The sequence below is a fragment of the Fulvivirga sp. AWR4_260 genome (assembly GCF_056158185.1).
The window spans coordinates 2008982-2035728 of record NZ_JBSWSU010000015.1; the positions used below are offsets into that span (position 1 = coordinate 2008982).

General features: G+C 37.4%; 21 protein-coding genes and 1 riboswitch. Of the genes, 10 read left to right on the forward strand and 11 right to left on the reverse strand.

Going from position 1 to position 26747, the window contains the following annotated elements:
- Positions 1-12 precede the first annotated feature (12 nt).
- The 3 genes from ACXACQ_RS14965 to ACXACQ_RS14975 are packed head-to-tail and all read left to right on the forward strand — an operon-like array spanning position 13 to position 3314.
- Complete coding sequence (locus ACXACQ_RS14965; protein WP_474976765.1) at positions 13-1347, forward strand: vanadium-dependent haloperoxidase; 1335 nt, start codon at positions 13-15, stop codon at positions 1345-1347.
- A gap of 24 nt (positions 1348-1371) precedes the next feature.
- Complete coding sequence (treF, locus tag ACXACQ_RS14970; RefSeq protein WP_474976766.1) at positions 1372-2997, forward strand: alpha,alpha-trehalase TreF; 1626 nt, start codon at positions 1372-1374, stop codon at positions 2995-2997.
- The gene (locus ACXACQ_RS14975; protein ID WP_474976767.1) at positions 2997-3314 is read left to right on the forward strand and encodes a hypothetical protein; all 318 of its coding nucleotides are present in this window, start codon (positions 2997-2999) and stop codon (positions 3312-3314) included. Before treF ends, ACXACQ_RS14975 begins: the two co-directional genes overlap by 1 nt.
- Before the next feature lie 32 nt (positions 3315-3346).
- Here ACXACQ_RS14975 and ACXACQ_RS14980 read toward each other — a convergent pair whose 3' ends face one another.
- The gene (locus ACXACQ_RS14980; RefSeq protein WP_474976768.1) at positions 3347-6040 is read right to left on the reverse strand and encodes a family 43 glycosylhydrolase; all 2694 of its coding nucleotides are present in this window, start codon (positions 6038-6040) and stop codon (positions 3347-3349) included.
- A 294-nt stretch (positions 6041-6334) separates the two neighbouring features.
- On the opposite strand from ACXACQ_RS14980, the gene ACXACQ_RS14985 reads away from it, so the two are divergent.
- Positions 6335-7834, forward strand: a complete 1500-nt coding sequence (locus ACXACQ_RS14985) for an alpha-amylase family glycosyl hydrolase (RefSeq protein WP_474976769.1) — start codon at positions 6335-6337, stop codon at positions 7832-7834.
- Positions 7835-7843: 9 nt separating this feature from the next.
- Here the strand turns inward: ACXACQ_RS14985 and ACXACQ_RS14990 are convergent, their stop codons facing one another.
- Positions 7844-8377 (reverse strand): YfiT family bacillithiol transferase, encoded by a 534-nt coding sequence (locus ACXACQ_RS14990; RefSeq protein WP_474976770.1) that lies wholly within the window; start codon positions 8375-8377, stop codon positions 7844-7846.
- Between the two features lie 86 nt (positions 8378-8463).
- Between ACXACQ_RS14990 and ACXACQ_RS14995 the strand changes: the two genes are divergently transcribed.
- Positions 8464-9891 (forward strand): PP2C family protein-serine/threonine phosphatase, encoded by a 1428-nt coding sequence (locus tag ACXACQ_RS14995; protein WP_474976771.1) that lies wholly within the window; start codon positions 8464-8466, stop codon positions 9889-9891.
- Here ACXACQ_RS14995 and ACXACQ_RS15000 read toward each other — a convergent pair.
- Positions 9888-11102 (reverse strand): pyridoxal phosphate-dependent decarboxylase family protein, encoded by a 1215-nt coding sequence (locus ACXACQ_RS15000; RefSeq protein ID WP_474976772.1) that lies wholly within the window; start codon positions 11100-11102, stop codon positions 9888-9890. The two genes, ACXACQ_RS14995 and ACXACQ_RS15000, sit on opposite strands and share 4 nt — an antisense overlap.
- Positions 11103-11269: 167 nt before the next feature.
- A riboswitch (SAM riboswitch) is annotated at positions 11270-11384 on the forward strand.
- A gap of 85 nt (positions 11385-11469) precedes the next feature.
- Here ACXACQ_RS15000 and metH point away from each other — a divergent pair.
- The 3 genes from metH to ACXACQ_RS15015 all read left to right on the forward strand — a co-directional run bounded on the left by metH (position 11470) and on the right by ACXACQ_RS15015 (position 15665).
- Positions 11470-14142, forward strand: coding sequence for a methionine synthase (metH, locus tag ACXACQ_RS15005; RefSeq protein ID WP_474976773.1), 2673 nt, complete (start codon positions 11470-11472; stop codon positions 14140-14142).
- A gap of 75 nt (positions 14143-14217) precedes the next feature.
- A complete protein-coding gene (gene metF, locus ACXACQ_RS15010) occupies positions 14218-15171 on the forward strand; it encodes a methylenetetrahydrofolate reductase [NAD(P)H] (RefSeq protein WP_474976774.1) in 954 nt (317 codons plus the stop codon).
- A 98-nt stretch (positions 15172-15269) separates the two neighbouring features.
- Positions 15270-15665, forward strand: coding sequence for an Hsp20/alpha crystallin family protein (locus tag ACXACQ_RS15015; protein WP_474976775.1), 396 nt, complete (start codon positions 15270-15272; stop codon positions 15663-15665).
- 27 nt (positions 15666-15692) lie between these two features.
- Here ACXACQ_RS15015 and ACXACQ_RS15020 read toward each other — a convergent pair whose 3' ends face one another.
- From ACXACQ_RS15020 to ACXACQ_RS15035, 4 genes are read right to left on the reverse strand one after another with little or no spacing between them, the layout of a single operon-like run.
- Complete coding sequence (locus ACXACQ_RS15020) at positions 15693-16907, reverse strand: hypothetical protein (protein WP_474976776.1); 1215 nt, start codon at positions 16905-16907, stop codon at positions 15693-15695.
- A gap of 33 nt (positions 16908-16940) precedes the next feature.
- Positions 16941-17843: an outer membrane beta-barrel protein gene (locus ACXACQ_RS15025; RefSeq protein WP_474976777.1), complete on the reverse strand. Its 903-nt coding sequence runs from the start codon at positions 17841-17843 to the stop codon at positions 16941-16943.
- Positions 17844-17881: 38 nt separating this feature from the next.
- Positions 17882-19609: a DUF1501 domain-containing protein gene (locus tag ACXACQ_RS15030; protein ID WP_474976778.1), complete on the reverse strand. Its 1728-nt coding sequence runs from the start codon at positions 19607-19609 to the stop codon at positions 17882-17884.
- A gap of 24 nt (positions 19610-19633) precedes the next feature.
- Positions 19634-21436: a DUF1800 domain-containing protein gene (locus ACXACQ_RS15035; protein WP_474976779.1), complete on the reverse strand. Its 1803-nt coding sequence runs from the start codon at positions 21434-21436 to the stop codon at positions 19634-19636.
- 154 nt (positions 21437-21590) lie between these two features.
- Between ACXACQ_RS15035 and ACXACQ_RS15040 the strand changes: the two genes are divergently transcribed.
- Positions 21591-22436 (forward strand): hydroxymethylglutaryl-CoA lyase, encoded by an 846-nt coding sequence (locus tag ACXACQ_RS15040; RefSeq protein WP_474976780.1) that lies wholly within the window; start codon positions 21591-21593, stop codon positions 22434-22436.
- 78 nt (positions 22437-22514) lie between these two features.
- A complete protein-coding gene (locus tag ACXACQ_RS15045; protein WP_474976781.1) occupies positions 22515-23147 on the forward strand; it encodes a tetratricopeptide repeat protein in 633 nt (210 codons plus the stop codon).
- Positions 23148-23225: 78 nt separating this feature from the next.
- Here the strand turns inward: ACXACQ_RS15045 and dprA are convergent, their stop codons facing one another.
- The 4 genes from dprA to ACXACQ_RS15065 are packed head-to-tail and all read right to left on the reverse strand — an operon-like array spanning position 23226 to position 26728.
- A complete protein-coding gene (gene dprA / locus ACXACQ_RS15050) occupies positions 23226-24332 on the reverse strand; it encodes a DNA-processing protein DprA (RefSeq protein WP_474976782.1) in 1107 nt (368 codons plus the stop codon).
- A 9-nt stretch (positions 24333-24341) separates the two neighbouring features.
- A complete protein-coding gene (locus tag ACXACQ_RS15055) occupies positions 24342-24680 on the reverse strand; it encodes a MerR family transcriptional regulator (protein WP_474976783.1) in 339 nt (112 codons plus the stop codon).
- Between the two features lie 7 nt (positions 24681-24687).
- Positions 24688-25869, reverse strand: coding sequence for a CapA family protein (locus ACXACQ_RS15060; RefSeq protein WP_474976784.1), 1182 nt, complete (start codon positions 25867-25869; stop codon positions 24688-24690).
- Positions 25870-25921: 52 nt separating this feature from the next.
- Positions 25922-26728 carry a hypothetical protein gene (locus ACXACQ_RS15065; protein ID WP_474976785.1) on the reverse strand — a complete coding sequence of 269 codons (807 nt, stop codon included), beginning with the start codon at positions 26726-26728 and terminating at the stop codon, positions 25922-25924.
- Between the last annotated feature and the right edge of the window lie 19 nt (positions 26729-26747).

Sequence of the window (26747 nt, forward strand, 5' to 3'; positions counted from 1 at the left end):
AACCTACCTGATATGAATGTTAAAAAACTGAGGTATTTGTTTGTGCTATTGGTGTTTTTCTCATGCGGAGAGCCCCAAAAACAAGCTCAGATTAATGCTGATGATTTACATCAAGCTATGCAAAAACTAACTGATGTTATTGTTCATGATATATTTTCTCCACCAGTAGCCAGTAGGGTATATGCTTATCCGAGTATAGCATCATATGAAATTCTAGCGCTTAATGATTCTTCCTACAACTCGTTGGCAGGTCAGTTAAACGGTCTCACACCTATACCGTTACCCCAGCATGAGATCGATTACAATTTGGCTGCAATTAATGCATTTATAATTGCAGGGAAAAAACTCATCTTTTCGGAAGATAAAATAGAAGAGTATCAACAAGAATGGCTCAAATCAATTAAAGAACAGAATTTAGATGAGAATATTTTTAACAATTCTATAGCTTATTCGCAAGTGGTAGTGGATCATATTTTTGCATGGGCCGATAAAGACAATTATAAAGAAACTAGAACATTTCAAAAGTATAGTATTAGCGATGATCCTGACAAATGGCAGCCGACACCGCCCGGTTATTTAGAAGCCATAGAGCCGCACTGGAGTAAAATAAGACCTTTTGTTATCGACTCGGCCAATCAATTTCAACCAGATAGACCGACCACATTTGATGCTACTGAAGGTTCTGATTTTTATAAAGAAGCATATAAAGTTTATGAAACAGGCAACAACCTTTCTGATGAGCAAAGGGAGATTGCAAGTTTTTGGGACTGTAACCCTTACGTAATGAATGTGCATGGACACGTGATGTTCGCTACTAAAAAAATCACACCTGGTGGACATTGGATCGGTATAGTTAAAATTGCATGCAAAAAGGATAAAGCTGATCTAATGAAAAGCAGTGAGGCGTATACACTTACTTCTTTGGCTTTGGCCGATGGTTTTATTAGTTGCTGGGATGAAAAATACAGGAGTAATTTAATAAGACCAGAAACGGTAATTAATAAATACATTGATGAAGACTGGATGCCGCTACTACAAACCCCACCATTTCCTGAATACCCAAGTGGACATAGTGTAATCTCTGCAGCTGCTGGTGTGGCTTTAACGTCTATTTTTGGTGAAAATTTTAACTTTTTAGATAGTACGGAAGTTAAGTATGGGATGTCGGCACGAAAATTTGAATCATTTAAAAAGGCTTCTGAAGAGGCTGCTATCAGCCGTTTGTACGGAGGGATACACTATATGCCAGCCATTGAAAATGGTTTTAAAGAAGGTTCGGCAGTAGGTGAGTTTGTTATAGGTCATGTTGCTTTAAAACAGGAAACGAACATTTCATTAGCTAATTAATTATAAATTATTATCAATCACTCTATGAATAAGTGCATTTCAAAATATAGGTTTTTATTAATGCTCAGCTTTATTGCCTTGGTAGGTTGCAATACTCAGGAAAGCGGTACTGAGGAGGCTAAGGAGGAATATAACTTTTATAATTCTCAATTATTTAAAGACGTGCAGCTGTCTGGAGTCTTTAATGATTCCAAAACTTTTGTGGATTCAGACCCTTTGAAATCATATCAGGAGATTGAAAGTATATATGATGGTGATAAAAGCGGAGAACATTTTCAGATGGTCGATTTTGTTCATAAATACTTTAAGCTACCAGAGAATGCCGCAACTCATTATGTGACGGATACCACTGTTTCTATGAAAGAGCATATTGTGGATTTGTGGCCAGTTTTAACGCGTTTGCCCGATACTGTTTCGGCACACTCATCACTTATACCCTTGCCTAACAGTTACATAGTGCCAGGAGGTAGGTTCAGAGAGATATATTACTGGGATAGTTTTTTTACCATGCAAGGATTAATGGTTTCTGGTCAGCAAGAAATGGCTAAAAACATGGTTGATAATTTTTCTTATTTAATTAAAGAGGTAGGCTTTATCCCAAATGGTAATAGAGATTACTACAGAGGAAGGTCTCAGCCTCCCTTTTATGCTTTAATGGTGGATTTATTGGCCTCTAAAAATAGAGACTTGTTTGTAGAATATTTGCCTTACATGGTAAAGGAGTATGAGTTTTGGATGGAAGGGAAAGATCAGTTAACGGAAGAAAATAACACCTATAAAAGAGTTGTTTTACTTGACGATTCTGTAGTGCTTAATAGGTATTGGGATAACTACGCTATGCCTAGGCCAGAGTCTTTTAAAGAGGATTATCATCTGGTTCACGATAATCACCTAGACTCAGCCAGTACTTACAGGCATTTAAGAGCAGGAGCTGAGTCTGGGTGGGATTTTAGCAGTAGATGGCTAAAAGATAAAAGTAACCTTAAGACTATTCATACCACTGATATTATTCCTATTGATTTGAATACTCTCCTTTATTTCATGGAGGTCAAAATTGGCCAGGGCTATAATTGGCAAGGCAATTTAGAGAAAGCACAATATTATCTCGATCAAGCACAAAAACGCAAAGAGGCAATAGATAAGTATCTCTGGAGTGAATCATCTCAGTTTTATGTAGATTATGACTTTATGGTTAAAGCTGAGACAGGGGTTTTGTCCATGGCGGGTGCTTACCCTTTATACTTTAAGATTTCTACAAAGCCCCAGGCAAAGGCGGTGGCAAAGCGTTTGATGGGAGAGTTTCTAAAGCCGGGTGGTTTTGTGACTACACTGAATAAAACAGGGCAGCAATGGGATGCTCCAAATGGATGGGCTCCACTGCAGTGGATAGGTATTAATGGGTTGTATAACTACGGATTTGGCAATGAAGGAAATGAAGCCGCCAACAGGTGGCTTAAAAGAAATGATGAGGTATATGAGGCCACAGGAAAAATGATGGAGAAGTACAATGTGCTTGATACAGGGCTATTAGCTGGTGGAGGAGAATATCCGTTACAAGATGGTTTTGGGTGGACTAATGGGGTGGCTTTAGCATTGAAGAAAATACTGAAAGAGAAAGAAGTAGTTGAAGACATGACAACACACGAGTGATGAAGAAAAAAGTAAGTTTTATTGATGCATTGCCTAAAATTGCATCAATAATTACCCCATTGATAATAGCGGTTATTGGCTGGAAAATTAACGCTACTATTATGAATCGTGAAATCAATAGTAAATATGTAAAACTGGCTATTGATATTTTGAAAAGTCCCCCAGATAGAACTGATACTACTTTAAGAAGGTGGGCTATTAATGTATTAGAAAAGTTTAGCCCAGTAGAAATGCAAGATTACCCTTCTTTGGAAAGAAAAATGATCCAAAACACCTTGATCAATGATCAGTTAAATACCCTAGAGGATAGGAAATGAAAAAAGCCCACAACTAAGTGGGCTTTTTTATACTATTTCTTGATGAATTTAGTCACTATGTTATCTTCAGATTTAAGAATGTAAACCCCCGGTTTAAGGTCTTCAACATTGATTTGATTCATATTTAACTCTACGCTTTTAACTAAACGTCCGTCTGTAGAAAAAATCTGCATGTGAGAACCAGTATGTTGGTTGCCGGTTAAAGTTAATGTAGAAGTTACAGGGTTTGGTGAGTAAAATACTTCACCTGTTTCTTTGGTTGCTATGCTTTTCTTTAGGTTGCTGGCAGTTCCATTAACATGAAAGTTGTTAAAAGAGGTTCTAGCGGCATGTGATCTCATACCTACTCTTCCATTAATGAATGGCTTGTTATCGCTAAAGTTTATAGCCGGAGTAGTGCTGTTATTAACAAAAACCTGAATGTTATTATCCATTACCCTTACATCTAGGTGATACCATTGTCCCGCTACAAATGATTGAGCACTAGAAGCTAATTCTTGCCAAGCATAATTTTCTTTACCTAGTACCAAATTACCGGGCTGCATGCCTATATAATAACCTTGGAAAAAGTCAGTACCTAATTGTGAGTCATTACCAGCACCACCATTGGCAGGGTTGTTAACTCTTACCATAAGACCAGCATTACCTGTAGAAGGACAAACAATGTCTGCACTTACAGTATAATTATGCCATTCTCTTGATCCCATCACACGCTTACCAAAATCAGGAGAGTAGGCTGTTCCATTTGAAATGGTCCAATCGCCATTACTATAATTCCAAAGTCCACTATAACCATTGTCAAAATTATCAGCACCGTAAGCTGTGGCTGTTGTAGATTTTGCAAAAGTTAAAGTATAAAAGTCAAATTCCCCTTCTACTGTTTCTAGTTTCAGGGTATGTTCTCCTGATGGCAGGTAAAGGTTTTTGATGTTATGCGTTACCCAATTGTCCCAGTCTGTGGTGCTAGGTAACGAAATGATGCCTGATACATCAGCATTGTCACAAAGAATTCTAACTTTAGATGTAGTGTATGTAGTGGCGTATCTCAAGCCTAAATTATACACACCTGATTCTTGTACGTTTATTTTGTATTCATACCATTCATTAGTGGCGTTCCATCCGATATTGTACCCACCTTCAGGATTGACTCTGATATCTACATTGCCATTTCTATACTGACCTCCGATGTTACCTTCTGAGTTATCAAAGGCATTGGTATAATGTACTGCTTGTATTTTACCAGGAATAGGCTTAGGGAAATTGTAAATGGCACTTCCGTTTACAGCATTGTTAAAAGCCATGTAACCGAAATCAGCGTGGTCATTGAAAGTGGTAGCACCTATTTTTCCGCCACCTAGAGCTTCATTACGAGTGAATTTTAACATACCATCAACAAAAATCTTGAAAGTGTTACCACTTTTTTCTACCCTCATAGAGTGCCATCTTTGGTAATCATATCCTGGAGGCAAGTTGATGAATTGCTCACCAGTCCAGCCACCATTAACTTTAAAGTTCACTTCTATTCTGTTGAGCATACTGCTGAGTACGGCTTGCCCGAAATTATTCTCATCAGTATAGCTGAAAATAGCTCCAAATCTAGCATCATCAGCGCCTCTATCCATTTCTTTCATATTGAACTCTGCAGTATATTCATTAGCACTGCTGGCAGCTGAAACTTGTCTAAACCATGTGGAACCTGTTTTATTGTCTTGCCACATCAATTCTTGATTGAATATGCCCCAAGCTCCACCATTTACATTTTGCCAATTGTTTCCAATGTCTGTTCTGTTCCATCTATCGTAAAATGTAGGTAGGGCAGGAGTTCTTTGCTCCCAATTGGTAGGGCCTAAAACACTCAGTTGATCTCCGTTGAAGGCCACCGGATCCATATTTAACTTTCGGTGAGGGCCAACAATAGAACTAGGTCCAAGTAGATTATGGTAAGCAATATACCATGTGTCTAAGTCTGGCCCTATAATGTTGCAGCTGTGGCCTAGGCCAAAAAAGTTATCTTCACTATGTAGTACTATAGGCTCTTCGCTTTGTTTGGTGTATTGGCCTAAAGGTTGCTCGCTAGTAGCACAGTAAACACGGTACCCTTTGCTAAATACATGGTTTCCTGTATATACTACATAATACAATCCGTTTCTTTTAAATATGGTTGAGGCTTCAGTCCATCCACCACTGCGTGCATTGATGTTGATGGCAGGCCCGTCTACAGCTAACATACTGCTCATGGTAGCAGCTTGTATACCATCACCACCAGCATATGAGAAATATTTGCTTCCATCGTCATCAATGAAAACCGTTCCATCTATGGTTCTGCCAAAATTACCTGTTCTTAATACGAACGGGCCTGTAGGAGAATCACTAGAGAGTACATAATGACCTTGACCGGCAGGAGAAGTATACATGTAGAAAACACCATTCCAATAATTTACTTCTGGAGCGTATGCGCCTCGGGTTACTGCTTCGGTAGTGACAAGCCCCTCATAGTTCCAGTTGGTCATGTCCCAGCTACTCCAACATTTAACGCCAGTTTGGTCATCGCGAGTACTGCAGTATAGGTAGTATTTTCCCCTGAATTTCAGCATGTAGGGATCTCCAATGCCGTATTCGCCCCATTCTTCAGGGAGATTGCGCGGGTTGGTGACCTGTGCAATCGACTGATAATTGCAGAGTAAGGTAGTCACTGCAAAAATGACAAGATAAAATAAATTTTTCATAAAGTATTTAGGTTGATTATTTAACTCTATAGAGCATAGTAGGGCAGTAATCTCATCCTTTTTTGCTGAAAAAAATCAAATTATTGGCTAGCTTGAGTTGATAATCGTCCTAAATCATTATTTTAAGCTTGTAATTAAAGATATAAGCTATTCATTATTAGTTAATTAATTGTAAAGGTTACACTAATTTGTTTGATTTGCGATCCTATAATAAATTAAATATTCATGTTGAAAAATGTTTTCCTAGTATCAATTGTCTTATTCTGTTTTGGTTGTTCTAAAAAGACTGAGGTAATGAAAGAATCGTTATTGCAATCTGCTCCGCAAAATGCCGTGACTTATGAAATTTTTGTTCAATCATTTGCCGATTCTGACGGTGATGGCATTGGTGACCTTAATGGTGTAACCAGTAAATTACCTTATCTAGAAGAATTAGGTATAGAGGCGATCTGGCTCATGCCAATAATGCCTTCGCCATCTTATCATAAATATGATGTTATCGACTACAAAGGCATACATAAAGATTATGGCACTATGGATGACTTTAAGAATTTAATAAAAGAAGCTCATAATCGTAATATTAGAGTTATTATAGATTTAGTGATAAACCATACAAGCTCAGAGCACCCGTGGTTTAAAAGTGCTTTAGAAGGGGAGGATAGTCCATATCGCGATTTTTTCGTGTGGGCCAATGCTGATGAAGTGAAGAATGATATAGAAAAGGCTGAAACGCGTGCTGACTCAGATAATATAAGGCAGTGGCATTATGCTAATGGCGATAGCACCTCTGCATTATACTACGCGTACTTTTACGGAGGTATGCCTGATTTAAATTATGATAACCCTGCGGTGAAAGATACTATTTTCGATATAGGGAAATTTTGGTTGAAGGATGTGGGAGTAGATGGATTTAGATTAGATGCTGCTCGCCATATTTTCCCTGATGATAGGGCAGAAGATAATGCTACTTTTTGGGTAGAGTTTAAAACAGCCATGGAATCAGTTAAGCCAGATGTGTACACTGTAGGTGAGGTTTGGGATGAGACAAGTATGCAACTGCCATACGCAAAAGGGTTGTCTTCACTTTTTAGCTTTGATATTGCCTATCATATTGTCAATTCATTAAAGGATGGCAAAGATGAGGTGTTTAAAAATACCAAGGGACAAAGTGATTTGATTAAGTCAATGATTGATGTAAGAAATCAATTTGCGAAAGTAGACCCTAAGTTTGAGATATCTACATTTTTAACCAACCATGATCAAAATCGTGTAATGAGTGAGTTAAATAGTATCTCAAAAGGTAAAGTGGCAGCTTCTATTTTGCTGACGCTACCGGGTGCTCCGTATATCTACTATGGTGAAGAGTTGGGTATGAAAGGTAAGAAACCAGATGAATATATACGTGAGCCATTTTTATGGGATGTGGTAGCTAATGACTCATTACGTTGTAATTGGTTGAAACCAAAATATAATGTGGATGAAAAGATTAAGCCTTTGGCTCAGCAGATGAAAAATGATAGCTCTATGTATGCGCATTATAAGCGAATGACGCATTTTAGAAGGTCTCATTCGGCACTCATTAATGGAGATTTACAAGATGCACAAAATCAAAATGAGGCTGTTATTAGTTATATCAGGGCTGATCAAAAGGAAAAACTATTGGTAGTTCACAATATATCTTCGAAAGAGGTGAGCTACGAAGCCCCAGAAGGAGCAACTTTGATACTTAGTACTAAGGAAGGTAAGGGGGGGAAGTCATTGCCTGCACTTTCAACATTTGTATGGAAATATTAAGGTTGGTAATTACCAACCTTTTCTTTCTATTAATTTATTGATATGCTGGTAGTGGTGCTCACCATGCCAAGCGTACATGCCTATGGTGGCTTTTAGGGTAAACTGCTGATTGCTTTCTGGGTTAACGAAGGTTCTATCTAGTTGCTCAGGAGTTAAATGGCTCAGCAGTTGCACCCATTTGGCATGTAAACCAGTAAGAAAAACAAGAGCTGTTTCTATAGGGGTGCTAGTATAGTCAGTAAGGTTGGCCCACGCTTGCTCATTGTAAGTTTTAATGGTGGGGTTATTTTCAGTTAGCGCCCATTTGAAACGGATATAACTATTGGTGTGACTATCGGGCAGGTGATTGATCACTTGCCTTACAGTCCATCCTTCAGGACGATAGGGTGTATTGAGCTGCTCGTTGTTAAGTGGACTCACCAAATGGCTAAGTTTATTAGGTAATGACTCTATCTCTCTGATCCACATAGAAATGTCATCATCAGTGATAACAGAAGGTAATTGGCATTTTCCGATAGGGTATTTTAAGAGCTCTAAATTCATCGTAAAGGATGTTAATTTAATGACTGATTAAGTTGCATAATGCATTTGACAATTATACCTTAAAGTCTTCTATTTAGGTGTAAAATATGAGGATAAAAGCTGATATAGCTAACTTTTGGGACAAAATACTGAATATTGGAGTGACAAACCGACTATCTCCAATTCAAATTAGAAAGGTTCGGTTAATTAATGGTATTTTAGGTGTAGGTCAGATTCTCTTTACACTGTTAGTGATTAAGAGCTTCATTATGGGGATTCCTCAGGAGTGGAGTGTTCAGCTAATAGGAAGTGTTCTTTTTACGGTTCCAGTAATATTAAATAGACTGGAAAAGTATCGTTTGGCTAAATTACTATGTCTTCTTATTCCATATTTATACCTTAGTTTTCTCTCTATTTATTGGGGTACAGAACGGGGTTCTCACCTAATTATATTAGCTTGTATTGGCCTTTCGGTAGTTTATTTTGAAGACCGGTGGAAGATTGTAGCCCTGATAGTTTTTGCAGCCATGTGTATTATGGTAGTGGAGATTTATAATTTCTCGCATCAGCCCTATTATATCACTGAAAAAATACATGTCGCACATTTGGTTAATATAATAATAACCATCACGTTGCTTGCCGTAATTGCGGGTATATTTAAGAAAGAAAATTATAAATACCAGCAAGAAATTAGCCTAAGCAAGGATAAAATTATAAAGCAGCATACTGAGTTGATGAAGCTGAATATTGAATTGAAGGATTCATTGAAACAGCTAAATGAGCAGAATAAATATGCGCAGACCATACAAGAGTCAATTTTACCTCAAAAAGAGGACTTGGAAAGAATGCTTCCTGAACATTTTATTCTCTTTAAACCTCGCGATTTAGTGAGCGGTGATTTTTATTTTGTAATGGAGGCCGAAGGAAAGCTGTTTATTGCGGCTGTTGATTGTACAGGGCATGGCGTGCCTGGGGCTTTTATGAGTATGATTGGTTACAACATGCTTTTAGAGGCTATTGAGTTGAAGCATATTTATGATCCTGCAGAGATTTTGTCTTACCTTCAGGCTAGGATATCATATGCACTGCGTCAGCAGCAAACCAATAATAGAGATGGTATGGATATTTCTATTTGTGTAATAGATAAACAGGCAGATACTCTTTTGTTTGCTGGAGCGAAAAACCCTATGTTAATTATACAAAATGACACTTTAGTTAAAGTGGAGGCAGACAGGGTGTCTATTGGAGGTGTTACAGGGCGAGAAAATTACCAGTTTAAAAACTACTCTTTCAAAGCCAGTGAAGTAAGCAAATTTTACTTATTTACTGATGGTTATAGAGATCAATATGGCGGAAAAGATCATAAGCGTTTTATGAGCAGGCGATTTAGGCAAATGATTGTTGATATTCATCATTTACCCTTTCAAGACCAATGTCACAAGCTAAATCATTGTTTTGAGCAGTGGTCAGAAGGGCATGAGCAGACAGATGATATTTTGGTAATGGGAATAGACCTATCTGCTCTTAATGCTTAAAGTGTTACCACAAAGGCTTTAAGCTTATCAATAGTTACATGTTCCATTATAACTATCTTAAACCATTTGGGGTTATGATGATTGTCAGGTACAAGTCCAAATTTTTCAGCTTTTTTAGCATCTATTGATGAAGCATCGATAGTTACAATGTTAGAATAGGTCTCTCTGTAAAACTTAATATTCTTCTTGCTGAGCTCATTACATAACCATTGTGTTCTGTTGAGAAGTATTAATATTTTTTCACTCCACCCATATGGGCCATATGTCATTAATATCATCCAAACGGCTACGGCATTGGCGCCACTTCTGCTACCAATTAAAGTAGAATCTTCACCTTCTATGTAACTGGCCTCTTTGGTGTTGGCATATTTCATAAACCCTTTTTTGATTAAAAAGATACCTGTGCCATAGGGTGCTTGCAGCATTTTGTGGGCATCAAGGGTAACAGAAGTTACGTAAGGGTTGCCAAGGTGCAGGTCAGTGTCGGGCGAAGAGAAGGGGTAGAAGAAGCCCCCATAAGCACCATCTACGTGTAGCTTGTAATTACAATTAAGATCTTCTAATACCTTCGCATAAGTATCAACCTTGTCTGCAGAGCCAAACATCGTGGTCATCATATTAGCCACCACCACGAAGTATTTCGCGCCACTACTTTGCTGATTTTTAATAGTGTCAGATACAGCTTCTTCAGTGATTTGCCTATCATGGTCTACAGGCACAAAAGCAATCTTTATGTTAAAAACATTGGCAGCTTTGCTCATAGAGTAATGACTGTCTTCAGAACATAAAATGCATATTTCATCATGTTTAGCATTATGCTCGGCAAGAAAGAAGTTTCTATAAATCCAAATGGCCTGCATATTAGCTTCTGTACCTCCCGAAGCTACATAGCCATCATGATCATTAGCTTTACCATGCAGAATGTCTTCAGCACATATGTCAATCAATTCTCGTTCTATTTCCTGAGTGCCTTTAAAAAAACTCTCTGATTGGTCCAATGTATGACAACCTATATGGTTAGGGTTGTGAATAAGCGTTGACAGATAAGGGGCGTTGCTAAGGAAGGGTACATCTTGATAGAAAACCTGTTTGTCTAAATGTGAAGCGGGTACTCCAAGAATGTTAGAGTCATAATAATTTACATTTTTAGATAGACAGTTAAAAACTTTATTCTTTATTTCTTCAGTAGAAAGCTTAGTCCAGTGATTCATAGTGAATTATAGTTTAAAAAGTAATTATGCGGCTAATATAGGAAAGTTTAAAACAAAGGGATAAAGAGTAATGGTTAGTTAATTCCTAAAATCACATTTATTGCGATTTGATTTTTTCTTAAAAAAATTATTATAGATTTGTACAATCGAATAGTTCTTTGATTTGGATCTTATCAAGAAAGGCAGAGGGATATGGCCCTGTGAAGCCTTAGCAACCGGCCGAAATTTTGGGAAAGGTGCTAAATCCATCTTTGTTTATTTAATAACAAAGGAAGATAAGTTAGAATAAGCTTGACACCATTATAAAATAAAATATTAAAAAGCTCTTCTGACTTATCAGAAGAGCTTTTTTTATTTATACAATTTAATGACTAATAATAGCGTGTCATACTTAAAACTTAGTGGATTAGAACCATTAGTAGTTACTCCTGAATCCAATTTCGTGAATGTAGGAGAACGAACTAATGTTACCGGTTCAAGAAAATTTCTCAGACTTATACAAGAGGATAAGTACGAAGAGGCTTTAGAAGTAGCTAGAGATCAGGTAGAGGGCGGAGCTCAAATCCTAGACGTTAACATGGACGAAGGGATGCTTGATGGAAAAGAAGCCATGGTTAAATTCCTTAACCTAATAGCTTCTGAGCCAGAAATCTCCAGAATACCCATAATGATAGATAGCTCAAAATGGGAAATTATTGAGTCAGGCCTACAATGTATTCAGGGTAAGGGTGTAGTTAATTCCATTAGTTTAAAGTCTGGCGAAAAGCTATTTTTGGAGCAGGCTAAGAAAATTAAAATGTATGGAGCTGCGGTGGTAGTTATGGCTTTTGATGAAGATGGCCAGGCAGATTCATACGATAGAAGGGTGGAGATTTGTAAAAGGTCTTATGACCTTTTGGTAAGTGAAATTAATTTTCCTCCTCAAGATATTATTTTTGACCCTAACATATTTCCTGTGGCTACCGGAATGGACGAGCACAGGAAAAATGCTTTAGACTTCTTTAATGCTACTAAATGGATTAGAGAGAATCTTCCTGGAGCCAATGTTAGTGGGGGTGTTAGTAATGTTTCCTTTTCTTTTAGGGGTAATAATGTAGTGCGTGAAGCCATGCATAGTGCATTCCTTTATCATGCTATAAGAAACGGCATGAATATGGGTATTGTAAACCCAACAATGCTTGAGGTCTATGATGAAATACCTAAAGAGCTTTTGGAGTATGTAGAAGACGTGTTGCTGGATAGGCGCGATGACGCTACAGAGCGTCTTTTAGAATATGCTGAAAAGGTAAAAGGAGATGTAAAACAAAAGTTAAAAGATGATACTTGGAGAAGAGGGACTGTGGAAGAGCGGTTATCGCATGCCCTAGTGAAAGGGATTATCGAGTTTATAGATGCAGATACTGAAGAAGCATACCAGAAACTAGGCCAGCCTCTATTGGTAATAGAAGGTCCACTTATGGCAGGAATGAATGTGGTGGGAGACCTTTTTGGTAGTGGTAAAATGTTTTTACCACAGGTAGTGAAAAGTGCTCGTGTAATGAAAAAGGCCGTGGCTTATCTGGAGCCGTATATGGAGGAGGAGAAGAGGCGTAATAAATCTACTGAAACCGCAGCAAAAATTTTGCTAGCCACCGTTAAGGGTGATGTGCATGATATAGGTAAAAATATTGTAGGTGTTGTACTGGCATGTAACAATTACGACATCATTGATATGGGAGTAATGGTGCCCGCTGAGAAGATTTTAGAGAAGGCACAACAAGAAAATGTAGCAGCTATTGGTCTAAGTGGCTTAATTACTCCATCGTTAGATGAAATGGTGCATGTTGCCTCAGAGATGGAGCGATTGAATTTGAATGTGCCTCTATTGATAGGAGGAGCAACTACCTCAAGGGTGCATACTGCGGTTAAAATTGATCCTAATTATAGCGGAGCAGTAGTTCATGTGCTAGATGCTTCTAGAAGCGTGCCCGTGGTAGGAGAGCTTATCAGCAAGAATACCAAAGAGAAATTTCATAATAATATAAAAGCTGAATATGAAGAGGTAAGGATTGGCCATGCCTCTAAGAAGGATAATAAAAATTACATTCCTTTAAAAGCAGCACAAGATAATCGTGTAAAAATAGATTGGGAAGCATACCAACCTTTAGAGCCTAACGAAACAGGAGTTAAAGTTTATAACGACTATCCATTAGCGGAAATAAAGAAATTTATAGATTGGACACCATTTTTTCAGACTTGGATGTTGAAAGGTAAATTTCCGAAAATATTGCAAGATGAGGTTATTGGGGTAGAGGCTACTAAGCTTTATAATGACGCTTTGGCCATGCTTGATGATATCATTGCTAATAAAAAGTTAACAGCCAATGGTGTAGTGGGGGTTTTTCCTGCTAATGCAGTGGGTGATGATGTTATTTTACATGATCATGATACCAAATTTCACTTTTTAAGACAGCAGGGTAAAAAAGGAAAAAATATACCTAATATTTCATTGTCTGATTACGTTATGCCTGATGAATATGGCAAACAAGATTATATCGGAGGTTTTGCGGTTACGGCAGGTATAGGCATAGAAAAGCTTATCGAAACATATAAGGCGCAGCACGATGATTACAATGAGATTATGGTGAAAGCCATTGCAGATAGATTAGCAGAGGCTTTTGCTGAGCTGATGCATCATAAGATAAGAACAGAGCTGTGGGGGTATTCAGATGAGGCTGAGCTTACTAACGAAGATTTCATCAGAGAGAAATATCAAGGTATAAGACCTGCACCAGGTTATCCTGCATGTCCTGATCATACAGAAAAGCCTATTCTTTTCGATTTGTTAAATGTGAAAGAGAACACGGGTATTTTCCTTACAGAATCTAACGCCATGTACCCAGCTGCTTCTGTAAGTGGTTTTTACTTCAGTCATCCTGATTCTAAATATTTTGGACTTGGAAAAGTGGAGCGCGATCAAATAGAGAACTACGCAGAGAGAAAAGGAATGAGCATAGAGGATGTAGAAAAGTGGTTAGGACCAAACCTCTCTTATAAATAAAAAATAGAACCTAGATTAATCAACAATAGATCAAAATGCTCGCCTCAATAGAGGTTGCCTAAAATTACAACAGATATGAAAATAACTGAGCATATTGCTAACGCCAAGAAAACACTTTTTTCGTTTGAGGTGCTACCTCCATTGAAAGGAGAAAATATTAATAACCTGTTTAATCACATTGACCCGCTAATGGAATTTAACCCTCCGTTTATAGATGTGACCTATCACAGGGAAGAGTTTATATATAAAAAGAGAGAAAATGGCTTGCTAGAAAAGAGGTCTATAAGAAAAAGACCGGGTACTGTGGGTATATGTGCGGCCATTAAAAATAAATATAATGTAGATACCGTACCGCATATTATATGTGGAGGTTTCTCAAGGGAAGAAACTGAAAATGCATTGATTGACCTTAATTTCTTAGGGATTGATAATGTGCTATTACTTCAAGGTGATGCCATAAAATCTGAGGGCGCATTTGTGCCAGAAGAAAATGGCCACAAGTTTGCCACTGATTTAATTGATCAGGTAGGCAAAATGAATAAAGGACTTTATTTAGATGAGGATTTGCTCAATGCCAACCCTACTGATTTTTGTATGGGAGTGGCTGGCTATCCTGAAAAGCATTTTGCTGCACCAAACTTATCTACTGATTTAAAATACTTAAAAATGAAAGTGGATAAGGGTGCTGACTATATCGTAACTCAAATGTTTTTTGACAATAAAAAATTCATTGAATTTGTTAAAAAATGTAGAGAAATTGGTATTAAGGTGCCTATTATTCCAGGCCTTAAGCCAATTACTACTAAGAGGCAAATGAATATATTACCAAGAATATTTTATATAGATCTGCCAGAGGAGCTTTCTGATGCTATAGAAAAGTGTAAAACTAGCGAGGAGGTAAAACAAGTAGGTATAGAGTGGACGATTCAGCAATCTAAAGAACTAGTAAAGTTTGGTGTGCCTGTGTTGCATTACTATTCGATGGGTAAATCAGGATCTGTTTATAAAATAGCAAAAGAATTATTTTAATGTCAAAATGGCCTGATTTTTTTAAGATCAGGCCATTTTGACTTATTTCTAGTTCTGGTATATGTTTTGACACCATTCAGTCAAACAACGGAGGAATTATGAAATACAATCATGATAAAGGTTGGATAAGAAAGGTGTTGAAGAGTGCTGATATAATGAATACTTTTAATGGAGGAAGTACATCTCCCCAAACAAAAGTTACTAAAGATGATAAGCAGTATATCTTAAAAGCCAAGTTTCCTGGGGTGAAGGTAGAAGATTTAGAAGTAGAGATTATGGATGGAAACTTACTGATTTATCATAATGTAAACTTCAGGCAAAGTGAGGACGATGAATTTATGGTACCTCATGTATTAATTACCTATCCTATTGCTCGTAATATCGACTATGATAATATTGCTGCAAGTTATGAAAATGGGATATTGGAAGTAACGCTGCCATTTAATGAATTGGAATCTGGCTTCTATAAGCACATAGAAATTGAAAAAGAATAAAAAAAGGCCTTCTATGAAGGCCTTTTTTTATTCGATGATTTCTTTTAAATCATCTTCTGACAACTTGAATAGACAAAGTCTAGAAAACCTTCCTGATAAATAGGTATTTCCCAATATTATCAAACCATTATCTTCGGTGGTAGAGAAGTTGGCTACTTCGAACCTATTTCCTGCTCCTAAATATTTGGTGCCTAAAAGCTCTCCTGTGCTGGAAGCAAATGCCATTAGCACTATCTGTCCATTTTGAGTCTGAGATGCGTACATCGTAATGTCCATGTCGTTAATGCTAATTTGCTTTACTACAACATGTGCATCTTCTACTAATTCAGGGAATAAATTTCCAGGATAGTCGTGCGAGCTGGTAGTGCCAGAGAAATCCACATTTTGCCTAGGTATAACGTAGTTGTCTCCTGCATTGTAGCGAGATAAAGCGAAAATATCGCTTCCAAGATTTATTACAGAACTGATGGCTGCATCAGTAGTGTTGCCTTGCACCACTCCATTAATCGTTTCAGTGAAATTGGTGAATTGTAAAGACATGGTGTAGTTAACAAAACCATTAAAATAATACACACCATTATCCATTCGGCCAGTGATGTAGGGTAGGGGCTTTCCTGTTCTTGTGAGGCTCTCTATTATAGGGAGTTCTGTGCCTTCACCGGCTCCAATGTCAAAACCTTGAGACTTGGATACTTCTCCGTTTGCGTTAATTACAGAAAAAATACTTTGTTTGCCACCATAATCGTAGCTAAGCATTAAAATTTCCTCTCCATCCACAGACGCATGTAAAGGGGCTGTAAAACCTATTGCACTATCAATTTCTACAGTACCAGTCTGGTCGATAGAAAATAAACCACTTACATGATTGATAGGGTTCATGGCCAAGAAGTAAAATTTATTATTAATTTTCATTAAATCACCAACCGGGTTAATGAAGTCATTGCCAAAATCTTCTTGAGACTCAAACTCACCATACCTATCAGTTTTTAAGGTGTAAACTCCCGTATATGGACTTTTATTATTGTCAGTTGAATCTTCACTATTGGTGATTCTAAAAGCGCCTAACACAATATAGCCACCATCTTCAGCTTGCTTTACATCTATAGGGATATACGAAGCTTGAAACTCGTCATTATCATATATTTTAAAAAATGATTTTTCGGGCTCTGCTTCATTGTCTTGTATGTCACAACTAAAAAGTGCAGCTGATATGGATAGAATATATAAAATATATCTTTTCATTATTAATTTAAATCTTTGGGCTTTAAAACTGAATTAATTAAATGCATCGTATTTCTTACTAATAAATCTTAGAGGGAATAGTAAGCCAAAATTCATAGAAATATTGCGCATCTCTGTGTCATCAGGCACATCTCCTAGGCCCACTAATTCATTCTGGTTATACCTGTTTTTTACATTGGCTATGTTATGCATTCCATATCTGTAAGTGACATCAAACACTATTCTTAGATTCCAGTAGTCAAAGCTGAAGCCCGCACCGCCAGCAATTCCTGCAGATGATTTTAGGTATTGGTCTTTATTGCCATACGTGTCATTTTTGGTGGCAAACGGCCCCACAAAACCAGAAGCATTATCAATACCGTTAGTTTCTATGCTTTTGTAAGCGCCCACTAAAGTGCCATAATACCCTCCAATTTGAAGAAAAGGCCTTAAATTTCCTCTTGTTAAATCGTATTTGATGAAAAGAGGAAACTCTATATAATCTAATTGCTGCTCTATGTCATGCTCCAGTGTTAATGTATTTACGGGGTCTGTGGCATCTTGCCATGCATAAGCATTAGAGTAAGTGAATTTATGTCTTGCATAATTAGGTTGCAAACTGAATGAAAACCCCTTATGGTATAAGGTGATTTCAAGTCCTGCCTGACCTCCCATTTGTGCAGTTTCAAAAGACTTATATGATTTTTTTGTAATCTCAGCATTATAATTTAGGGGGCTGAATGAAGAATATTGGTGTATCACATTCATATCTGTAAGGTTAGCCCCCGCCCTAAAGCCTAGCCACCACTGGGTATTTAAAAACTTGTCCGATGGTTTAGCTTTTTTTGTTTTGTACGATGGGTACATTTTCCCTTTTTTCTTTTGGGCATATATTGCGTTATGAGAAAATAATATAACCGCACACACACTTATTAAAAGTGCTAGAAATTTTTTCATTATAAAAAATAGGTTAGAAGTTGCTCAAATTAAAATCTTTATTTTACGATTAGTTTTTTGGAGGTTTTCAACAGACCTGCATTGATTTGCAGGATGTAAACCCCTGATTTAATTCCCGATAAATCTACTTCCATACTGTGTTCTCCAGCTTGCTGTGTTTTAGAAACTAAGGTTTTTACTAGCTGGCCTCTGCTATCCAACATGGTGAGGCTTACATTTAACTCAGCGTTAATGTAATAAGATACCTTGGTTGAATTTTTTGCAGGGTTAGGGTACGGATCATTGAGTCTGTATCTACTGTTAAAGAAATCTTCATTGCCAGTAGTTAGCTTTTCTTTTATAAGGTTGAGAGGAGTATACATGCCTTCTTCACCCTCTACCTTTTCTCCATCAATGAAGTTATCGAACAATACATTGCTTACAATATCTTTATCTACCTTCATCCAATCCATCAGCACGCCTGCATATACCTGCCTGTAGTCAAATTGCATGGCTATGTTGCCATCATCACTTTTAAGGTCATGGTTGGTGCCCACTACGCCTGGTTTTACGTGTTTTCCAAATAAAAACATTGGCCCTCCTTTTCCGTGGTCTGTACCATAGCTTCCGTTAGATTCAATTCTTCTTCCAAACTCGGAGATAGTCATACTAAGCACTCTATCTTCTACGCCTCTAACTCTTAAATCTTCTTGAAAGGCACGCATGGCTGAAGTTACGTGATACATTAAAGCAGCATGCAACCCCATGGTAGGGTCTCCAATTTCTACTTGATCAGCATGGGTGTCAAAACCACCAATTTTTACCAAGTACGCTTTGGTTTTAGCGCCTCCCGCTACTAGTCTGGCCACTAGTTGTAGTTGGGAAGAAAGCGAATTGTATTTATAGGCTTTTGGGGCGGCAAAAGTATAGGCTTCCGGATAGGTAACTTTAGTAGCACCTACGCTATTAAATACCTCTAGAAGTCTGGCAGCGTAATCTTCAGTTTTATCTTCAAGGCCCAATATCCACTCCATCTCCTTGTAGTAAGGAGAATCTTTAAGAAACGCAGGGGGCATTCCTCTTGGGTCTATGTTTGTGTCTTCAAAACCTGCAAGGCTTTCTACTAACTGCTTAAAACCTTCAGGACTACCAGGTAAAGAAATAGATGTAGGGATATTTCCTTGCTGATGGAACATTAATGATACATCACTGCCAATTTCAATGGCTAATGGATCCTTCATTTCCGCGTTGGGGTAGTCGTCAGGATACTGCATGCCATCTACATTATATTTTGATGCTAAGTATCTGCCTATCCAGCCCGAGTCGGTGTACCTTGCGTAGCCGCCACCCATTAACCAAATGTCTTGACCTCTAAAGTGAGATCCATTATTGTGTGGGTAGGATACACCTTGTACTATAGACATGCGGCCAGAGTCATATAGGTCTTTAGCGGCATACATGTCTGGGTGAAGACCTACTTGATCTTCAGGTGCAAGTGTAGAATCCAAAGGGATATATCTACGTGCGCTATTTTTAGCAGGGATAGCTATATTGGCTCGTTTTTGATAATATAAATCATATTGCTCTATAGGAATTACAGTGTTTAACCCATCGTTTCCTCCATGGAGCTGTATAATTACCATTACCCTATCTTCATCATCTTCACTAAATTGAGTCAACTGAAATAATTGACTGTCTTTTCCCATCACCTTTACAGGTAAATGATTAAGGCTAAAAACTCCTCCAGATGCTAGGGGTACGCTTTTTACAAAACTTCTTCTTTTCATGTTTACTGTAAATAATGGTGAATGTTAAAAAAGTTGAAATTCAGGTGTTTGTAATATTGCGTTGAATAATCGTCTTAAGTATTCACCTGTTTCTAAGTAGCTTGCTGGGTTTTCGTAAAATTGTTGCCACGTATCTTGCTTGTTGGTAACCGAAGCACTGTCATCATAGTCAGTAAACTGCAGAAATGATTGCAAGAAAAACCTCAGCCTTTCTTTACTAATGGTAGCCTGAGCATTGTCATTGTCAAAATCCATATTTTCAGCCATAGGAAAAATATATGGTAAGATTTCCAAAATGAGTTCTTTGCTATTGCTGGCTACATTGTCGAAGTTGTCTATCACAAATTGTCGATAGTCTAATGGAGGAATATATTCATTTTCGTTTTGTAGCTTATTAATATAATCGTAGCGCTGAGTAAGGTAGTTGGTGCTTATCCAGTTTCTGTTATACACCGGAAACTGATGGTATGCCCCATATCCGGCTACTTCATAAGGTTCATATAGATCAAGGCCTTGTAAGTTCATTTCTCCTTTTAGCGAGCTTACAGCTTCGTAGAAGTTGATATAAGGCTGCTCATAAGGAGGTAATTCTTGTCCTAAGAATATTCTTGCACCTAAAACTAGGTCCAGCGGAGATTTAATTATACCTCCGAATTTGTCATCAGTAATTTCGGTTGCGGCATCATAAAAATGCTTGCTGGTAAATATTTCTTTTAAAACATAGTAAAGCTTGTAGTCATTATCTACAAATGTTTGAGCGAGGTCAGCGATAATCTCATCGTCCAGTGGTTTGTCTATGCTATAGTAGATGAAAAATCTGTAAAGCTTTCTACATATCTGTCTAGCAGTCTCTTCTCTTTCATAAATCATGTCTACCATCTGACTAATTTCATCAAGCATACTTTCTTCTCCTATAGCTCCATTTTCCAATGTATCAGGGGTGGGAGTTATGGTCTGATCGTTATAGTATGAGCTAAATTGCTTCTGAGTTGCATCTGTAGTATGTGCTGTTGGAGCTGCTATGCCTCTTGGCAAACCAGTGTATTCATCTATATTTTCAAACTGATTATCGAACTGAAAGCCTGTTAAAACTCTCGCTGCAGCTTTTACATCTTGTTCTTTAAAGGTAAGGTAGTCACCAGCTTCTGTCGGAGGGTTATTGGTTACCTCTGCCTCTAAGCCACGCCCTATGGTGTATAGCTCAAACATTTCACGAGCATAATTTTCGTTAGGGCTACCTTTTACATTAAGGGTTCCGTCCAAAAATACTAGCATGGCATTGTCCACACACACTTTTTTGGTTAGTTCTTTAAAGTTTCTAGGTGCTATTTCTTGCGAAGTGTTACCGGTCTCCTTATCAGTAACGGTTACAGTTGGGTCTAGTCTATCTATAGCAAAAAGTCTAAAAAGTGCATTTTGAAAGTATAAAGCTCGGCTGTTACTTACTTTTCCTTTCATAGTGGTGAAGTGGGTGTGGAGAAAAAGTGTTATCTTTTCTCTCAAAGCATAAGCTAGCTTTTCATTGCTTCCATTAATGCCATTGCTATGCATTTGCCCAACGAACCATGATACTACATAATTAGTCAAATCACCATCTCCAGTATTAGCATCTGTGGTGCCTGTAGTGATCCATTCTGCATTAGTCTTGTCATCTACAGGTAATGGTGGATCAGGAATGGCTGTATCAAAAAGTATGTTTACAGCCTGTTCGGGTGTTAGGTCAGCAAAGTCATCAATTTGCTGCTTGGTCGCTCCAAAGGTGGCCCTTCTCAGTAGATGGGCGGCACGTTTCACACCGAGGGTAGCGGTCAACTTTTCTAATGACATATTGGTTATAAGTAAGTTTAAAAATACAAGCTAAAGATTTATATTGTAATTAGTAAAAAAAAGTAAGTTAAATGAACAAAATTATCCATAAGCTGTTAGCCGGCATTTAACTGTAACTTGTACATTATTAAGTAGAAGACTATAAAATAAGACAATGAAAATAATAGAATGCCCCAGAGATGCTATGCAGGGCTTGAAGCATTTTATTCCTACTGATAGGAAAATAGAATACATCAATAAATTATTAAGTGTTGGTTTTGATACTATAGACTTTGGGAGCTTTGTTTCACCTAAGGCCATTCCACAAATGAAAGATACCGCAGCGGTATTGAAGGGCTTGGATCTGAGTAAAACCAGAAGTAAGTTATTGGCCATAGTTGCAAACGAACGAGGAGCGAAGGAGGCTCTTCAATTTGAAGAGATACATTATCTCGGTTTTCCATTGTCAGTGTCTGAGACCTTTCAAATGCGTAATACCAATAAAAGTATTGATGAGGCGTTAGACTCTTTAAAAAAAATTAATGACCTTGCTGTTAAAGAAGGCAGGGAAGTGGTGGCATATTTATCAATGGGCTTTGGTAATCCTTATGGAGATCAATATTCAGAGGAATTAATATTAAAGTTTACAGATATACTTTATGCTATGAATATAAAAATTATATCTTTGGCGGACACAATAGGCGTGGCCAATACTGATCAGATAGAAGCATTATACAGAGGATTAAGTAATGAGTTTGCGGATGTGGAATTTGGTATTCATTTGCATTCTACCTATGATCAGGCTTATGAAAAAATTGAAAGTGCGTTGCGGGCTGGGTGTCAAAGATTTGACGGTGCACTGAAGGGATATGGAGGCTGCCCTATGGCAGAAGATGAGCTTGTTGGAAATATTCCAACAGAAGTCATTCTTTCCGTTTTGGAGAGTAAAATTCCCGATATGGGATTAGATTATAAAGCATTTCAGCAAGTCTTACAGGTAACAAGTGCCTATATGGCTTAAAAACTGTATTTTTTAAAATGGCGAATATTTTCGCATCTTTTTTGTAAACTATTGTTCAATCGTGAAAAACAGAGAAAAATGATAAAAAATCTTCTATTGTCAGCTGTAGTTATTTGTAGTGCTCTTACGCTTAGCTATGGACAGGGAGCGAAGGAATTTACCGAAAAGGGTAAGTCGCTCTATGAAAAGCGTGAGTACATGCAAGCAGTAATTAGTTTTAATGCGGCAATTGAAAAAGACCCAAGTTATTACCAGGCGTATTATTTGCGAGGTAAAATTAAAGAGGCATTTGATGATTTACACGGTGCCATGAAAGATTTCAATTTATGCCTAGAAAAGAATGATCAGTATGCAGAGGCTTTTTATTCAAGAGGTATGATAAAATTCAAGTTACAAGATTACTATGGTGCTATCGCTGATTACTCAGAAGCCATTAAGTTAAACGGAGATCTTTTAGATGCATATTACAAAAGGGGACAGGCGAAGCAACAATTAGAAGCATATCAAGATGCTATCAACGACTGTTCTAAAATCATCGAATTAAATTCTAAAAATGTAGATGCCTACTACTTGAGAGGGATTTTGAGGTTGGATTTTGGTCAAATTCAAGAAGGTTGTTTGGATTTAAGTAAGGCAGGGGAGTTAGGAGACTTAAAAGCTTATGATGTTATACGTGATAAATGTAATCACAGAATATATGACAGTGAGTAAAAAATGCTAGTAATTTAGTCGGGGTTTTTCATGATTTAAGGCTTGAGTTTTACTCAGGCCTTTTTCATTTTATGCACCTTATATCGTTAATTTATATCGCTTGCCCGGTAGTGCTGATACCAGCCCAGAGAACTCCATATGGAGAAGAATAGAAGCCAGTTCGTTAATAGGAATTTGCGTATGCCAGCTAATGTTATCTACCATCATAGGTTCAGTGGCTGATTTTAATAACTCATAAATGGTTATTTCCTTATCTGAAAGTTGACTGATGTCTATGGTATTGCTTTTTGGAGGATTGCTTTGCTCTGTATCCCAATTCATAATGTATTCAATATCTTCAACACTATTTAAGAGGTGTGCCTTATGTGATTTTATTAAATGGTTGCACCCTTCTGAATACGGAGCATCTATATGACCAGGAACAGCAAATACGTCTTTGTTGTAGCTATTGCCTATTTCTGCAGTAATTAATGCGCCTCCTTTTTTAGCCGCTTCTATAACAATTATTACATCGGCCATACCTGCTATAATTCTATTCCGTGCAGGAAAGTTGTGCGCATCAGGTTTAGCTCCTATAGCTTGTTCAGTTAATAATCCCCCGTTTTCAATCATTTTGTTAGCTACATCTTTATGTACACTAGGGTAGATGATGTCAACTCCACTAGCCATTACTCCTATGGTTGGTATGTTGTTTTGCAGGCTTATTTTATGAGCTTGTATATCAATGCCATAGGCTAGTCCACTTATAACTAACGGATTGTACTTTGCGAGGCTTTCAATAATTTTTTTAGTAACGGCTTTGCCGTATTCAGTACATTTTCGTGTACCAACTATTGATACAATTTTGCTGTGATTTAGAGATGCAGAGCCTTTGAAGTAAAGCAATGCAGGAGAGTCATTAATTTGCCTTAATCTTTCAGGGAATTCGTTGTCGGTGTATAAAAGTAACTTAGCTCCCGAGTTATCAATTTTTTTTAATTCTTCATCTGCTTTGGCATAGCCAGATTTTTGTAAGATAGCATTGGCTGTGATATTACCAATGCCGGGAATTTTTAGTAATCTTCCTTTAGGGAGTTTAAATACATCTTGTGGTGAGCCAGCATAGCTAATGAGCTGCTTAATAGCAAAATTTCCAACACCTGGAGTAAAATATAATGCTAGTTGAGCAACTCTGTTGTCATGCATAAAGATGTTTTAGGGTATTTGCTGCTTTAGTTCTTGCAGAAACTCTTTAACCTTGGTTAAAGAATCAATCATCTCCATTTTATCTTTTATAAGGTCTCCATCATTCTTTAGCAATTCTTTTGCTCCTTGAAGTGTGTAACCTCTTTCTTTTACTAGATGGTAGATTAGCTTGACATTTTCAATGTCCTCCTTGGTAAACTGTCTATTGCCCTTTCTATTTTTCTTTGGTTTTATTATGTCAAATTCTGTTTCCCAGAATCGAATGAGGGAAGTGGCTACGTTAAACATAGCAGCTACTTCGCCTATGGCATAATACTTTTTCTCTATGGTTTTTTCTTTGTAGGGCATTCAATTATTAATTCTCAATATAAGTAATTATACCGCTATCGTCAATTTTTGTTTTAGATTCTGGGAAATCTTTTTCAAGCAAATCCTGAATTTTTAAAATCACCCTTTTATCGCGGTCTATTCGCGGGCCTCCTGGTGCTATTTGTTTTATAGGCACTATTTGTCCGTATAAAAATTCTCCTTGGCTGTTAGTATAAACTTTAGCAATTGGAGCTATGCCGTTTACCCCACGAAGGTTGAACCTTGCATAGGTACAGAAGTTTCCTAAACTATAAGCAATAAACCTTTTTTTGTATACCTCCATGGCACGAGTAACGTGTGGGCCATGTCCAAAAATGATGTCCGCGCCTGCATCAATCATTGAATGCGCAAATAAATATACATTGCCTCTATTCTCCCCATAGAAATATTCGTTTTTTCTAGGTACATGTTCGTATTTGCTTCCTTCAGCACCGCCATGAAAACTAACAATAACTACATCGCTTATAGAATCTAGGTGTTGAACAATTTTCTCGGCACCAGCTATGTCATTAATGCTCATGGTGCCTGTATTAGGAGCAAAGGCGGCAAAACCATATTTCATACCATCAATCATGAAGGTAGTATAAGGCTGAGTTGTCTGGCCGGCATGTTTAATGCCTACCGAGTCTAGTACTTTAGCCGTATTTATTCTTCCGGGGTTACCAAAATCCCCAGCATGGTTATTAGCAGTACTCATTACATCAAAGCCAGCATTTACCAAATTGTTTATTAAATATTCTGGCGATCTAAAAATGTAACATACAGAAGGATCTTTGCAGTATTTTGGATTGCCTCCCTCATTAAGAATTGTGCCTTCCAAGTTTCCGAAGGTTACATCTGCATTTTGTAGTATGCTATCAACCTCTGTAAACAAGTTTTTCCCTTCGTTTGCAGGTAGATAATTGTTAGGGTAATTAGTTCCCATCATTATATCACCCACGCCTACAAAGCTAATGGTGTCTTTTAATAGCCTGTGTATTCCTATTTCTACAGAATCAGGTATTTGCACAATGAGAGTGTCTTTTTTTACTCTGTTTTTAGCGGTGTCTACTCTGTTTACTAAGAGTGAATCAAGGGTGATTTTATCATTATTTTTAGAAGTTGGTTGAGTTACTTTACACGCACTCACCAAAATTAAAATACAGCAAGACCAGAGTAATTTTTTCATAGCACTAAAATTTGGGGCAACAAATTAAAGCTAAAGATTTTAATATCAGAAGTTAATTGGCAGTAAAACTTAAATTTTTTGTAAATATTTTTTTATCTCGGTCTGCTACGTCCAGCAGATTAATAAAATTTGGAGATGCCTCAAAGCTGCTTAACTCTGAGTTACTTATGTATTTGAAGTGATGAATTAATCTGGAAGAGGGGGGTAGTGTGTCTGTATCAAATGAAGAGGTAAGTTGAAATTGTGATTGGTTTATTAATGGAGAAGCTATAGTTACTTTGTTCCTTGAATGGTTGACTGCTTTTACTTTTATGTGTAGTGTGTCCTTAAAAAGGTAGGATTGAAACCTTATATTAAAACCATCTTTATTAATTTCATTTCCAGTTATATCTTCATTTGTTAGATTAAACAACTTAATTTCCCCATTGCTGCCATGTTCGTGAATATATTTATTGTATTGCGTGTCCGATAGGCGATAGTTAATTTCTTTGCGATTACAGTTCATAGTAAAAGAAATAGGGAGATCTCCTTTTAGCCCTGTAGCATAAAAAAGTTTTTGATCAGTGATAGGGTAAAAATGATAAGCAGTTGAGGTCTCGCTTAGCGAGTCTATGCTGGTGTAAGCGGAATGAAAACCGTTTTTATTTGAAAAGGATGGGGGAGTAGCGGAAGCCTTTTTGGAAATAACAATTATTTCACCAGAAGAAGGGTTTGCAATAATAGTTGGAGAGTTAATAGAATCAGTAGAATGGTATTTTAGCGTGTGGTGGGGGTAGTTAGCCTCCAAGTTTGTATTTGAGGGCGGGTTGCAAGAGATAACAGACAGTAAAGGCAGGAATAATTTAATAATGGTTTTCATATGAAAAGTTAACCTGACA